The organism is Cupriavidus sp. CPT47-8839-RL05A, from assembly GCF_058792255.1.
This window is the reverse complement of record NZ_JBYTEG010000007.1, coordinates 145,778-159,334: the sequence shown is the minus strand read 5'-3', so window position 1 is coordinate 159,334 and position 13,557 is coordinate 145,778. Positions and strand designations below refer to the sequence as shown.

Genomic DNA, 13,557 nt, shown 5'->3' with positions numbered 1-13,557 from the left:
TTTTAAGGCGGTGATGGCGTCGAGCCCGTTGCAATATAAGAAGCGAATCCGATTGTTGCACGCGATCGCTGCTGGTTCGTAGTCACGACGGTGCGACGTCGATTGTCTTTGTTCAGCATAGATTAGGCTCGCCTGTTCGGTCTGCCATCCTCAAGTGACCTTGCGAAGGCCATTCAAAAACTTCGGGGCGCATACTCACCGCACAAACCAATGCCGCGGGACGGTCTGTGCCATAGCATCGAGGGTTCACAACGCGCTTTCGGGAGAAGGAAGGCTGTCGACAGGCGCCGAAAAATCTCCCTCACGTATCGCTTTCCGTTTTGTAGGCGTTCCAGTTACAGAGTGTCGAGTCAACCGGGATGTTCCAGTGCCTGATATGTGGTCGTCAAGGGACACTGGCAAGCTGGGTGCAACAGGCTGTTTAGGGTCGACAAGAGACCTTCGTTCACCTTAGATAGCGGGACGCGTCACGCTGGGTCAGTTCCTTGTCACCGGAATCGAGGTGGTCGCGGTCTGGGCGCTGTTCGACCGCTTCGGCGACGTGCAGGGCTGGCGCATCGGCGAAGTGGCGCTGTTCTACGGGCTGGTGAACTGCATGTTCGCCATCGCCGATGCCATCGGGCGCGGTTTCGACGTGCTGGGCAGACCTTTTTGCGTACCGGCGAATTCGACTGGTTTCGTTTTTCTCCTGGCGGCCATCGGCGCATGGCGTACCGGGCTGCGCCACTACACGTCGACTGGCAGCTAGCTGGTCACGGTCTGGGCCGTTATTGAGCTTCAGCCTTCGCGGTGGCGCAGATTGACGACCGCGAGAGGGACTCCGCTGACATCTGACGGCCGGCGAACACCATGTCTGTGTGGCCGCCTTCGACCATGCACGTATTTGTCTGGAAGCGAACAGAGCATGCCCGACGAGGGCTAGTACCGTAGGGATCGGCGGGTGGGCTGCATGGCAAGCCCTGTCGCCGATGACGCGACGAGGCAAGGCTCAGGGCAGTTGCCTGCGTCATAAAGCGGGGCGGCGTCTGCCGTGGGCGCTACCGCTTCTGCGCAGCCATGGCGCGCTGGGGATGCCGTGTCAAATTTCTATGATCTTTCGGGGAAGGCAGCGCTGGTGACCGGCGGTGCAAAGGGGCTCGGCCGGGCGCCTGGGCGATCCGGCCGAGGCTGCGCACCTGGTAGCGTGGCTATGTTCGGACGCCAGCCGCTTTAATGCAGGCGCTGTCTTTGACATGTCCGGTGGGCGAGCGCGATTTTAAGGAAGTGCGGATCTTCGGTTGGCATGCCGTGAGATCGATTCGATAATCCGCTCCGACCCGGGCGTCTACGGCTTGATCTTCCGCGAATCGCAGCACGCGACACAGACGGCATTCGAGCCAAGCTTCGGGGCGTGAACGGCTGCCGTCTTGCCCGGCTATGGGCATTCGGCGGGCGGCCTGACATAGTAGTTCCCCCGCAAAAACTGGGACCGCTGATTGGCGGTTCGCCAATCTCCATGGTTGGCATTGCGCTGCGCCGGGCTGATAATCACGACAGTGGTCTTGGGAGGATGCATAACGACGAGGGCTGAGGAGGGGGCAGCCAGGTCCTGGCTGGATGCGGCGTTTGCTGGCGCGTACCAGCGCGCCTGGGCCGCCCTTCAGGATCCGTCGCCATTGCTACCTGCCGCATCGCAACGACATATTGCCCGGATTCCGCTGCTGCGCCTGACTGGCACCCGCCGGCGGTCTTCCTGTCCCAGTTCTCCAGGAGCTAGCCATGAATGATCCACAGAAATCCCCGTTGACCATTGCCGAAGCTTGGCAGGCGCCGCCGGACCGCACCAGCGTGACTGACGACGCCCGCGTCGAAGACATCATTCCGCTGCCTCCGCCTGAACACCTGATCCGTTTCTTCCCCATCCGGGGCACGCCGGTCGAATCCCTGGTCACCCAGACGCGCCAGCGCATCTCGCGCATTCTGCACGGCAAGGATGACCGGCTGCTTGTGATCATGGGACCTTGCTCGATCCACGATCCGCAGGCGGCACTCGAGTACGCACGGCGGCTGATGGAGCAGCGCCAGCGCCACGCCGGGTCGCTGGAGATCGTGATGCGTGTGTACTTCGAGAAGCCGCGTACCACGGTGGGCTGGAAAGGGCTGATCAACGACCCCTACCTGGACGAAAGCTATCGCATCGACGAAGGCCTGCGCATCGCGCGCAGCCTGCTGGTCGATATCAATCGCCTCGGGTTGCCGGCGGCCGGTGAGTTCCTGGACGTGATCTCGCCCCAGTACATAGGCGACCTGATCTGCTGGGGCGCGATTGGTGCCCGCACCACCGAGAGCCAGGTGCACCGCGAGCTGGCTTCGGGCGTTTCAGCGCCGATTGGCTTCAAGAATGGCACTGACGGCAACATCAGGATTGCCATCGATGCTATCCAGGCCGCATCGCGTCCGCATCACTTCCTGGGCGTGCACAAGAACGGGCAGGTGGCGACGGTGCATACCAAGGGCAACCCGGACTGCCACGTCATTCTCCGTGGCGGCAAGGCCCCGAACTACGATGCGGATTCCGTGGCCGCCGCCTGCAGGGAACTGGAAGCGGCCGGGCTCGGCAACTCGCTGATGGTGGATTGCAGCCACGCCAACAGCAGCAAGCAACACCTGCGGCAGGTCGATGTCGCGCGGGACGTGGCGCAACAGATCAGCGGCGGCAGTGAATCCATTTTCGGGGTAATGGTCGAAAGCCATCTGCTCCCCGGCGCACAGAAGTTCACCCCGGGCGTGCACAGTCCGTCCTCGTTGTCATACGGGCAGAGCATCACCGACGCCTGCATCGGGTGGGACGACTCGGTGGCAGTGCTGGACATGCTTGGCGAGGCGGTCAGTGTGCGCCGTGGGCGGGATTCGCAGCCGTAGGCGTTCCGCATCTACGTCCCCAAGGAGCCGGTGAGGCAATGCGACTGGACCTCACCTCTCCCTGACATTGGTGAAATAGACAAAAGCTCTTTGCATACCGGAATGATCTCTTTTGACGTCGCACAATATCGTCTTGATTTTCAGGCTGTCGCCGTTGTGGTACGCGGAGATTATGTACTGCTCCATCGCGGCGAGAACGGTGGCTCCGGGAGCCTTCCGGACCTGTTGCAACGCCTCTAGCTGGCCCATCCTGCGTCGCATGTGCCTTCGACCAGATTAAGGTCCAATCGATGGCAGGCGTGGGCCAAGCTGCGCCGGCAGCCAAGACATAAGCCGCCGGGCAACAACCTCAATCCAGCGTAATCTTCCCCGCCTTCACAATCTCCGCATAGCGCGTGGTATCACGCTCGATCAGCTTGCGGAACTCTTCAGGCGTACCGCCCACCGGCACAAAACCGAGGTCGGTCAGCTTCTTCGCGACCTCCGGGCTGCGCGTGGCCGCGGCGATTTCCCTGGCCATGCGGGCCACGACCGGTTGCGGCGTGCCGGCAGGCGCCATCAGCCCGGTCCAGGAGCTCATCACGAAGCCGGGGAAACCTGCTTCCTCCATGGTCGGGATGTTGGGCTCGCCCGGCCAGCGCTTGGCGGAGGCCACGGCCAGCACATTGATCTTGCCCGATTTCACATGCGGCATCGGCACCAGCAGCGGGTCGAAGGCGACCGAGACTTCGCCGGACACCAGCGCGGGCAGGATTGGCGCACTGCCGTTGTACGGCACATGGGTCAGCTTGAGCTTCGACTCCATCGCCAGGCGCTCGCCCGTCAGGTGTGCGGAGCTGCCGACGCCGCTGGAACCGAAGGTCAGCATGTCGGGGTGCTTCTTGCCGTAGTCGACCAGTTCGGCGACGGTCTTGACCGGCAGCTTCTTGCTGGAGAACAGGAACAGCGGCAGCTCGGCCATTTCCGCCACCGGCACCAGATCCGTGGGCTTGTAGCTGAGCTTGGAATACAGCGACATGTTCGCGCTGTAGGCGGCCAGCACCGACACGAAGGTGTAGCCATCCGGCGCCGAGCGCGCGGCCACGCCGACGCCCAGGGTGCTGTTGGCGCCAGGCTTGTTCTCGATGATGATCGGCTGGCCCAGCCGTTGCGAGACTCTTTCGAACACGACGCGCGAGACGGTGTCGGTGGAACCGCCCGGCGTGTAAGGCACGATCACCTTGATCGGCTTGGCCGGCCACGCTTCGGCGGCGAGGGCAGTGGGGGCGGTGTGGGCGGCGGCCAGGCCGGCAATGGCCATGGCGGCGAAACGCGCGCTGCGCGCCACGCGATGCTTGATGCTGGACTTCAACTACATCTCCTTCTTTGGCTTCTTCGACTATCCCCTGGCGGGATGCTGCGGCCGGATATTCCGGCCGGCGCAATTATGCGGGACGCAGTTTCGAAGAACCGTGGCGGTACCGTCCAAATCGCGGGCGCGGGCCATCCACTGTGCGATAGCCGCACTGGGCGGACGGCTATCGGCGTCAGAATTCGTAGTTGATCGACAGGTCGAAGACCCCGTTGGTCGACTTGCGCGTGATCGGGCTGTCCGCCGCATCGCCAGCCAGCTGCGAGATCGCGATGTCGCTGGTGGCGAACCAGTGCTTGTTGAAATACCACACCGCGCTGACGCCGAAGCCGTAGGACTTGATGCCGCCGCGCGCATGGTAGGCGGGCCGTCCGGCGCGGGCCTGCGAGTCGCTGACGCCGTACCAGGCGTTCATGTAGCGCGAGTCGGCCAGGGTCACGGTGGGGCCGGCAAACCAGAAGAATTTCTCGGAGCTGCCCGGCAGCGGCATATAGGCGCCGATATCGCCGACCCAGCCGTCGCTGCCGCCCAGGCTGCGGCGCGCGTCGATGCGCAGCACCAGCGGGAATTCCTTCGAGACCGCGTATTCAGCGAACAGCTTGCCTTCCGGCGCCGGGTTGATATTGCCCATGCCGTCCAGGTGCGGCGAGTCCTCCTTTGCGCGCCGCCCAAGGTTGTAGGACAGCGCGATCCCCGCGCGCCAGTTCTTGCCCCGCAGCAGGTTCACGCCCAGCCCTTCGCCGATCGAGGCAAAGGCCAGGTCGCGGTAGCGGATATCGATGCTGGGCCCGCCGATGAGGATGTATTCCGACGAGCCGTCGTAGCGCGGCCGCACCATGGCCGCGGCGCCGAGCCGGACTTGCCAGTCGGGGATGGTGTCTTCAAACAGCTTCTGTAGCGGGATGCCGGCGGAGAACTGCCATTCCGCCAGCGGTGCCGGGGTCTGGGCGCTGGCCAGGGCCGGGGCCAGGACGGCGCCGGCGGCCAGCAGCAGGGCAATGCACGAGAACGGACGCTTGGGGTAGAGCTCGGTCACGGCAGCCTCCACGCCCGCCAGGCGGGCAGTCAGGTTGCGGGCACGAAGCCCGTGGGCGACATCTTTCCATTGGATGGCGGCCAGCGCAACCACCCTGGGCCTGGGCGGGCCTCAGTCCAGCAGCTTGTCCAGCGTAATCGGCAGGTCCCGTACGCGCCGGCCGGTGGCATGGTATACGGCATTGGCGATGGCCGCGGCCACGCCGACGATGCCGATCTCGCCGATGCCCTTGGTGCCCAGCGCGTTGATATGCGGATCGTCCTCGTCCACCACCGTCACGTCGATGGTGCCGACGTCGGCATTGACCGGCACGTGGTACTCGGCCAGGTTGGCATTGGCAACGCGCCCGGTGACGGGATCCAGCTCGGTTTTCTCATGCAGCGCCATGCCGATGCCCCAGATAATGCCGCCCTTGAGCTGGCTGTGCGCGGTCTTGCGGTTCAGCAGCCGGCCCACGCCATAGCTGGCGACGATGCGGTGGACCCGGATCTCGCCCAGGTCGGGATCGACGTGGACCTCTGCAAAGACCGCGCCAAACGCGTGCATTGCGTATTGCTTCCGCTCCTTGCCGGGCCTGGCGCTGGCCCGCGCTTCAATCGCGTGGCCACCTGCGCGGGTGATCGGCGCGGACACGGGTTCGCGCTGCGTCGGATCGGAGCGGCGTTGCAGCCAGCCGTCGCTGATCTCCACGTCTTTCGCCGGCACGCCCGACAACGGCGAAGCCGGGTCCGCCACGGCTTGCCGGATCAGTTGCCGGCGCGCGGCCGCGGCGGCTTGCTGCACGGCAGGCGCGACGCTGGCGACCGACTGCGAGCCCCCCGACACCGGGGCCTCGGGGAAGGCCGTGTCGCCCAGTTCAAAGCGCACGCGCCCGGGCGGCAGCCCCAGTGCGTCGGCGGCGACCTGCGTCATGACCGTATAGGTGCCCGTGCCGAGGTCTTGCGAGCCGGAGCGTACCAGCGCGGTGCCGTCCGGCAGCAGGCGTACCATGGCGCTGGCGCCCGAACGGTAGGTGGGATAGGTCGCGGTGGCCATGCCCTGGCCCACCAGCTTGCCGTCGGCGTGCATCGAACGCGGCTCGGGGTTGCGGCGCGCCCAGTCGAAGCGCTCGGCGGCCTCTCGATAACATTCACGCAGCGATTTGCTGGAGAACGGCAGGTGCGTCTCAGGGTCGGTATCGGCGTGGTTGCGCAGGCGCAGCGCGACCGGGTCGATGCCGAGCTGTTCCGCCAGCTCGTCCAGCGCGCATTCCAGCGCAAAGCTGCCAGTGGCTTCGCCCGGCGCCCGCATGAAAGTGGGGATGCCGATGTTCAGCCTGACCAGCCGCTGGCTGGTCTGCTGGTTGGGGCAGGCATAGAGCCTGCGCGTGATCAGCGCCGCGGATTCAAGCCAGTCTTCGATCATCGAGGTGCAGGTGGCCACGTCGTGGCGGATCGCGCTCAGCGCGCCGTCCTGTGCCGCGGCAGCGACCAGGTGCTGCTCGGTCAGGGGCCGCGTGCCCACGGTGCCGAACATCTGCGTCCGGTCCACGACCAGCTTCACCGCGCAGCCCGCCTGCCGCGCCGCCATCGCGGCCAGCATCACGTGCGACCAAACCGAGCCCTTGCCGCCGAAACCGCCGCCCACGTATGGGCAGATCACGCGAACTTTCTCCATGGGAATGCCGAACGTGGCCGATGCGACCTTGCGCACGCCGGTGACGTATTGCGTCGCGTCGTACAGCGTCAACTCGCCGCCGTCCCAGGCGGCGATGGTGGCGTGCGGCTCCATCGGGTTATGGTTTTCCATCGGCGTGGTGTAGACCGCGTCGACCACCGCGGCGGCGCTGCGCAGGCCGGCGTCAATATCGCCGCGGCGGCTGTCGGCCGATCCGTCCTCGTCGGGTTTGCATCCCTGCGCGCGGGCCTGCGCAAAGTCCAGCACGGCATCGGCGCGCCGGTATTGCACCGGCAGGCAGCGGGCGGCGTCGCGCGCTTGCTCCAGGGTGTCGGCCACGACCACGGCGACGGGCTGGTTGTTGTAGTGGATGGCGGTGTCCTGCAGCAGGTTCATGACGTGCCCGGCCGTGGCAATGTCCGCGGCGGCCTTGCCGCCCTTGGGCAGGTGCGGTGCATTGAAGGGGGTCATCACCAGCCGCACGCCCGGCATGCGCTCACAGGCGGCGGTGTCCATCGCCGTGATCTCGCCGCAGGGGATGGTGCTGGTCACCATCACCGCATGGGCCAGGCCTTGCAGCGGATGGTCGGCGGTATAGCGGGCGCGGCCGGTGACCTTCGGGATGCCATCGACGCGGTCGAGGGGGGCGCCGGTCACGCTCATGCCGAGGCTCCTTGCGGCCGGCTGGCGACCTGCAGCGCGCGCAGCACGGCACGTTGCGCCAGTCCCACCTTGAAAGCGTTGTGGGCATAGGGATGCGCGCCATCGAGCAGCAGCCGCGCGGCTTCGGCGGCGCTGTGCGCGCTCAGCGGGCGGCCCGCCAGGGCCTGCTCCGCCGCCGGGACGCGCCAGGGCTTGTGCGCCACGCCGCCCAGCGCCAGCCGGGCGCTGCGCACGGTGTTGCTGTCGATTTCCAGCGCCGCGGCCACCGAGACCAGCGCAAAGGCAAAGCTGGCGCGGTCGCGCACCTTCAGGTAGTGGGCATGGGCGGCATAGGGCGAAGGCGGCAGGTCGATGGCGACGATCAGCTCGCCCGGCGCCAGCATCGTGTCGCACTGCGGCATGTCGCCAGGCAGCCGGTGGAAGTCGCCGATGGGGATGCGGCGCTCGCCGGTGGTGGCGCGTACCACGACCACGGCTTCCAGCGCGGCCAGTGCCACGCACATATCGGACGGATGCACGGCGATGCATTGCTCGCTCGCGCCCAGGATGGCGTGGATGCGGTTGATGCCATCGCGCGCGCCGCAGCCGGAGCCGGGCTTGCGCTTGTTGCAGGCGGGGAAGCCGGGATCGTAGAAGTAGTGGCAACGCGTGCGCTGCAGCAGGTTGCCGCCCACCGTGGCCATATTGCGCAGTTGCCCGCTGGCGCCCGCCAGCAGCGCCTGCGCCAGCAGCGGATAGCGTTCGCGCACCAGCGGGTGGTTGGCCGCATCGGTGTTGCTGGCCATCGCGCCGATGCGCAGGCCGCAGTCGGGCAGCGCTGCCACCTGGGCCAGCGGCAGCCGGCTGACGTCTACCAGTAGCCGTGGCGTTTCCACGCCGGCCTTGACCAGGTCGAGCAGGTTGGTGCCACCGGCGACATAGCGCGCGCCCGGCTGGCTGCCCAGGCGCATGGCGTCGTCGACGGACTCGGGCCGTTCATAGGAAAAAGGATTCATGCCCGGCCCTCAGCGGCTGCCGTGCTGGCTGCAGACCTCGCGGACCGCGGCAACGATATTGGGGTAGGCGCCGCAGCGGCACAGGTTGCCGCTCATGCGCTCGCGGATCTCATCGTCGCTGAGCGGCAGGGCTGCCGGGCGCAGCGGGTGGACCGAACTTGCCTCACCGGCCTGCGCCTCGGCCAGCATGCCCACCGCCGAGCAGATCTGGCCCGGCGTGCAGAAGCCGCACTGCAGCGCGTCGTGCGCGATGAAGGCGGCCTGCATCGGATGCAGCGTGTCGCCGCTGGCAAGGCCTTCGATGGTGGTGATCTGGCGGCCTTCCTGCATCACCGCCAGCGTCAGGCAGGCGTTGATGCGCCGCCCGTCGACCAGCACCGTGCAGGCGCCGCACTGGCCGCGGTCGCAGCCCTTCTTGGTGCCGGTCAGGTGGATCACTTCGCGCAGCGCGTCAAGCAGCGTGCAGCGGGGCTCCAGCTGCAGCGTGCAGAGCTTGCCGTTGATGTGCAGCGTGACAGGGCGGGCGGCGGCGCCGGGGGGCAGGGCGGTGCTGCACTGGGCGGGGGCCTTGTCTTCGGACATTTGCGGGCCTTCTGTGGGAACTCTGGCACGGTTGGGGACGGTGCCTGGGATGCAGGAAGGCTGCAAGTTCAGTGCCGGGGATGGCCGTGGCGATGGGCCTGAGGAAAGCCAGGGGAAGCCATGGCTGGAAAGTCAAAACTCCACGGCGTTTGTAGAAATTACGCTGGCGCGTCCCATGCGCCGCAAAATAAAAAACGGCGCCCGAAGGCGCCGCCTGGTGATGCCGTCTGCCGTCAGGTTCAGCCCTTCAGCACACTCCCGATAGCCTTGGCCACGATCCCCACATTGCGCTCGTTCAGCCCGGCCACGCACATGCGGCCCGAGCGCAGCAGGTACACGCCATGCTGCTCGCGCAGGCGCTCGGCCTGGTCGGCGGTGAGGCCGGTGTAGGTGAACATGCCGCGCTGGGTCAGGTAGCGCGACAGGGCCTCGCCGCTGACATGGTCGCGCAGGTTGTGGTGGATCGCCTCGCGCATGCGCGCGATGCGGCCGCACATCTGGGCCAGTTCTTCTTCCCACAGCTGGCGCAGCTCGGGCGTGGTCAGCACCTTGGACACCACGCGCGCGCCGTGCGTGGGCGGGTTGCTGTAGTTGGCGCGCACCGCGCCGGTCAGCTGGCCCAGCACGTTGGCGGCTTCGCCGGCGGTGTTGCAGAACACGCTCAGGCCGCCGCAGCGCTCGCCGTACAGCGAGAAGTTCTTCGAGAACGAGTTGGCCACCAGGCAGGGCACGTCCTGCGCCACCAGCTCGCGGATGGCGAAGGCGTCGTCGTCCAGGCCGGCGCCGAAGCCCTGGTAGGCCATGTCGACGAACGGCAGCAGCTGGTTGGCCTTGAGCAGCGCGATCAGCTGGCGCCACTGGTCCTGGTTCAGGTCCACGCCGGTCGGGTTGTGGCAGCAGGCGTGCAGCAGCACGATGCTGCCCGCGGGGATGGTACGCAGCGCGTCCATCATTGCGTCGAACTTCAGGCCGCCGGTGGCGTCCTCATAGTATGGGTAGGTATTGACGGTGAAGCCGGCGCGCTCGAACACCACGCGGTGGTTTTCCCAGCTGGGATCGCTGATCCACACCTGCGCCTGCGGGTAGTAGCGCTTGAGGAAATCGGCGCCCACGCGCAGCGCGCCCGAGCCGCCCAGCGTCTGCAGCGTGGCGATGCGGCCGGCGGCGCGCGCCGGCGAGTCTTCGCCGAAGACCAGCGCCTGCACCGCGCTGCGGTAGGCCACCAGGCCCGACATCGGCAGGTAGGGGCGCGGGCCCATGTCGGCCAGCAGCGCGGCTTCGGCCTTGGCCACGGCCTGCATCACCGGCAGGCGGCCCTCGTCGTCAAAGTAGATGCCGATGCTCAGGTTGACCTTGTCGGTACGCGGGTCGCGCTGGAAGTCCTCGTTGAGCGAGAGGATCGGATCGCCGGGAAATGCCTCGATGTGTGCAAACATGGGATGCGATGGAATTGGGTCGGGGGGCAGCTGCCGCGGCGCAGGGGGCGTCGCGCAGACTGGATTCTAACCGGCGGCGCCCGCAGCCTGCAGGCACCGCCTTGCCGCTTCAGCGCAGTTGCTGGGCGGCGATGCCGCTTTGCAGCGCGGCGGCCGCGTTCTTCTGGCGCACCAGGTAGCTCACGCCGAGCACCACCAGCCACACCGGGATCAGGTAGACCGAGAGGCGCAGGCCAGGCGTCAGGTACATCACCACCAGGATGCCGGCCAGGAACACCAGGCACAGGTAGTTGGTGAGCGGATAGCCCCAGCTCTGGAACTTCGTGGCCTGGCCGGCGCGGCGCTTGTCGGCGCGGAACTTCAGGTGGATCAGGCTGATCATCGCCCAGTTGATGATGAGCGCGGACACCACCAGGCCCATCAGCATCTCAAAGGCCTTGCCGGGCATGAAGTAGTTGATCACCACGCAGGCCGCGGTGGCCACGGCCGAGAACGCCAGTGCCGTCAGCGGAATGCCGCGCTGGTTGACCTTGAGCAGCGCCTTGGGAGCGTTGCCTTGCTGGGCCAGGCCGTACAGCATGCGGCTGTTGCAGTACACGCCGCTGTTGTAGACCGACAGCGCCGCGGTCAGCACCACCACGTTCAGCACGTTCGCCACCCAGTTGCTGTTCAGCGCGTGGAAGATCAGCACGAACGGGCTGCCGCCGGTGACCACGTTCTCCCACGGGTACAGCGACAGCAGCACCGCCAGCGCGCCCACGTAGAAGATCAGGATGCGGTAGATCACCTGGTTGGTGGCCTTGGGGATGGTCTTCTCGGGAGAATCCGCCTCGGCCGCGGTGATGCCCACCAGCTCCAGCCCGCCGAACGAGAACATGATCACGGCCATGGCCATCACCAGGCCGCCCATGCCGTTGGGGAAGAATCCGCCGTGCTGCCACAGGTTGGCCACGCTCGCTTGCGGGCCGGCGTTGCCGGACAGCAGCAGGTAGCCGCCGAAGCCGATCATGCCGATGATGGCCGCGACCTTGATGATCGAGAACCAGAACTCCATCTCGCCGAAGGACTTCACGCTCGACAGGTTGATCAGGTTGATGATCACGAAGAAGGCCAGCGCCGAGACCCAGGTCGGGATCTCGGGCCACCAGTACTGCACGTAGATGCCAACGGCCGAAAGCTCGGCCATGCTCACCAGGATGTACAGCACCCAGTAGTTCCAGCCCGACAGGAAGCCGGCGAAGTGGCCGCAGTATTTGTCGGCGAAGTAGCTGAACGAGCCGGCGACGGGCTCGTCCACCACCATCTCGCCCAGCTGGCGCATGATGAAGAACGCCACGATGCCGGCGATCGCGTAGCCCAGCAGGACCGAGGGCCCCGCCATCTTGATGGTCTGGGCGATGCCCAGGAAAAGGCCGGTGCCGATGGCGCCACCCAGCGCGATCAGCTGGATATGCCGGTTCTTCAGGCCGCGCTTGAGCGTGCCGTCATTGCTGCTTGCATGCATTCAGTTGTTTCCTCTACCCATTCTCATGGAATGCGGGCCCGCGTTTCTGGCTTGTATCGAGTCGAACGCTTGGGCCTGGGGGACGTCACCACCCGCGCGGCAGGGTGACTGCCGCGAAGGTGGTGTGCGCGTTTCCGGACCCGGCTGTGCCCGTCAAGGGCTGCCGGTCAGGGAAAGCCGATGCCGGTCAGGCCTCGACCTTGAGCGTGCCGCGTTCGATCTGGTCGCGTTCCAGCGACTCGAACAGGGCCTTGAAGTTGCCTTCGCCAAAGCCTTCGTCGCCGCGGCGCTGGATGAACTCGAAGAACACCGGGCCGAGCGCGGTCTTGGAGAAGATCTGCAGCAGCAGGCGGGGCTTGCCGCCTTCGGTGGTGCCGTCCAGCAGGATGCCGCGCGACTTCAGTTGCTCCACAGGCTGGCCGTGGCCGGGCAGGCGCGTGTCCAGTGCTTCGTAGTAGTAGTCGTTCGGCGCGGTCATCAGCGGCACGCCTGCCAGTTGCAGGCGGTCGATGACCTCGATCAGGTTGTCGGTCAGGAAGGCGATGTGCTGGATGCCCTCGCCGTTGAAGGCCATCAGGAACTCTTCGATCTGGCCGGCGCCCTTGGACGATTCCTCGTTCAGCGGGATGCGGATTTTACCATCCGGCGCGGTCATGGCCTTGGAGGTCAGGCCGGTGTATTCGCCCTGGATGTCGAAGTAGCGGATTTCGCGGAAGTTGAACAGCTTTTCATAGAAGTTGGCCCAGTAAGCCATGCGGCCACGGTAGACGTTGTGGGTCAGGTGGTCGATCAGCTTGAGGCCGTGGCCGACCGGGTGGCGGTCGACGCCTTCGATGAACTCGAAGTCGATGTCATAGATCGACTTGCCTTCCTCGAAGCGGTCGATCAGGTACAGCGGCGCGCCGCCGATGCCCTTGATCGCGGGCAGGCGCAGCTCCATCGGGCCGGTCGGGATCTCGACCGGCTGCGCGCCCAGTTCCAGCGCGCGGGCGTATGCCTTGTGCGAATCCTTGACGCGGAAAGCCATGCCGCAGGCGCTCGGGCCGTGCTCGGCGGCAAAGTAGGCGGCGTGGCTGTGCGGCTCGCGGTTGACGATGAAGTTCACTTCGCCCTGACGGTACAGCACCACGTCCTTGGAGCGGTGCTTTGCCACCAGCGTGAAGCCCATCTGCTCGAACAGCGGCTCAAGCACGTTGGGGGTGGGCGAGGCGAATTCCACGAATTCGAAGCCCATCAGCTGCATCGGGTTGTCAAACAGGTCGGCCATGGCTTTCTCACTAAAGGGGCGGGAAATAATATTGTGGCGGCGGCACTTGGCAACGAGGTCGCACCGGTGTCAGTCGGCTCGGCGGAAACCTGTTGCAGGACAGGCCTGTAGTGCGCTTGCTTGGGATGCAGTGTATATTCCGGACGGCAAAATTGGATTTCGTAAA

Annotated in this window: 9 protein-coding genes and 1 pseudogene; 2 read left to right on the top strand and 8 right to left on the bottom strand. The window is 66.1% G+C overall.

What is annotated here, in order from left to right; all coding sequences use genetic code 11:
* Nucleotides 1–466: 466 nt before the first annotated feature.
* Nucleotides 467–756: pseudogene (locus AC3WVS_RS10540) on the top strand (hypothetical protein); the annotation flags it as partial.
* A 1,002-nt stretch (nucleotides 757–1,758) separates the two neighbouring features.
* Nucleotides 1,759–2,901 (top strand): 3-deoxy-7-phosphoheptulonate synthase, encoded by a 1,143-nt coding sequence (locus AC3WVS_RS10535; protein ID WP_492318583.1) that lies wholly within the window; start codon nucleotides 1,759–1,761, stop codon nucleotides 2,899–2,901.
* A gap of 349 nt (nucleotides 2,902–3,250) precedes the next feature.
* On the opposite strand, the gene AC3WVS_RS10530 is transcribed toward AC3WVS_RS10535, so the two are convergent.
* The 8 genes from AC3WVS_RS10530 to hppD all read right to left on the bottom strand — a co-directional run bounded on the left by AC3WVS_RS10530 (nucleotide 3,251) and on the right by hppD (nucleotide 13,391).
* Nucleotides 3,251–4,252: a Bug family tripartite tricarboxylate transporter substrate binding protein gene (locus tag AC3WVS_RS10530; RefSeq protein WP_492318582.1), complete on the bottom strand. Its 1,002-nt coding sequence runs from the start codon at nucleotides 4,250–4,252 to the stop codon at nucleotides 3,251–3,253.
* A gap of 175 nt (nucleotides 4,253–4,427) precedes the next feature.
* The gene (locus AC3WVS_RS10525; protein WP_492318581.1) at nucleotides 4,428–5,288 is read right to left on the bottom strand and encodes a MipA/OmpV family protein; all 861 of its coding nucleotides are present in this window, start codon (nucleotides 5,286–5,288) and stop codon (nucleotides 4,428–4,430) included.
* 111 nt (nucleotides 5,289–5,399) lie between these two features.
* Nucleotides 5,400–7,607: a xanthine dehydrogenase family protein molybdopterin-binding subunit gene (locus AC3WVS_RS10520; RefSeq protein WP_492318580.1), complete on the bottom strand. Its 2,208-nt coding sequence runs from the start codon at nucleotides 7,605–7,607 to the stop codon at nucleotides 5,400–5,402.
* Nucleotides 7,604–8,602, bottom strand: a complete 999-nt coding sequence (locus AC3WVS_RS10515) for an FAD binding domain-containing protein (RefSeq protein ID WP_492318579.1) — start codon at nucleotides 8,600–8,602, stop codon at nucleotides 7,604–7,606. The genes AC3WVS_RS10520 and AC3WVS_RS10515 overlap by 4 nt, the downstream gene beginning before the upstream one ends.
* A 9-nt stretch (nucleotides 8,603–8,611) precedes the next feature.
* Nucleotides 8,612–9,184 (bottom strand): 2Fe-2S iron-sulfur cluster-binding protein, encoded by a 573-nt coding sequence (locus AC3WVS_RS10510; RefSeq protein ID WP_492318578.1) that lies wholly within the window; start codon nucleotides 9,182–9,184, stop codon nucleotides 8,612–8,614.
* 239 nt (nucleotides 9,185–9,423) lie between these two features.
* A complete protein-coding gene (locus tag AC3WVS_RS10505) occupies nucleotides 9,424–10,620 on the bottom strand; it encodes an amino acid aminotransferase (RefSeq protein ID WP_492318577.1) in 1,197 nt (398 codons plus the stop codon).
* A gap of 109 nt (nucleotides 10,621–10,729) precedes the next feature.
* On the bottom strand, nucleotides 10,730–12,124 hold the full coding sequence (locus AC3WVS_RS10500) for an amino acid permease (RefSeq protein WP_010812426.1): 1,395 nt from the start codon (nucleotides 12,122–12,124) through the stop codon (nucleotides 10,730–10,732).
* 187 nt (nucleotides 12,125–12,311) lie between these two features.
* On the bottom strand, nucleotides 12,312–13,391 hold the full coding sequence (gene hppD, locus AC3WVS_RS10495) for a 4-hydroxyphenylpyruvate dioxygenase (protein ID WP_010812427.1): 1,080 nt from the start codon (nucleotides 13,389–13,391) through the stop codon (nucleotides 12,312–12,314).
* Between the last annotated feature and the right edge of the window lie 166 nt (nucleotides 13,392–13,557).

Coding starts and splice junctions, on each gene's coding strand:
- AC3WVS_RS10535 (WP_492318583.1), top strand. CDS start 1,759: ATGAATGATCCACAGAAATCCCCGTTGACCATTGCCGAAGCTTGGCAG.
- AC3WVS_RS10520 (WP_492318580.1), bottom strand. CDS start 7,607: ATGAGCGTGACCGGCGCCCCCCTCGACCGCGTCGATGGCATCCCGAAG.
- AC3WVS_RS10515 (WP_492318579.1), bottom strand. CDS start 8,602: ATGAATCCTTTTTCCTATGAACGGCCCGAGTCCGTCGACGACGCCATG.
- AC3WVS_RS10510 (WP_492318578.1), bottom strand. CDS start 9,184: ATGTCCGAAGACAAGGCCCCCGCCCAGTGCAGCACCGCCCTGCCCCCC.
- AC3WVS_RS10505 (WP_492318577.1), bottom strand. CDS start 10,620: ATGTTTGCACACATCGAGGCATTTCCCGGCGATCCGATCCTCTCGCTC.
- AC3WVS_RS10500 (WP_010812426.1), bottom strand. CDS start 12,124: ATGCATGCAAGCAGCAATGACGGCACGCTCAAGCGCGGCCTGAAGAAC.
- hppD (WP_010812427.1), bottom strand. CDS start 13,391: ATGGCCGACCTGTTTGACAACCCGATGCAGCTGATGGGCTTCGAATTC.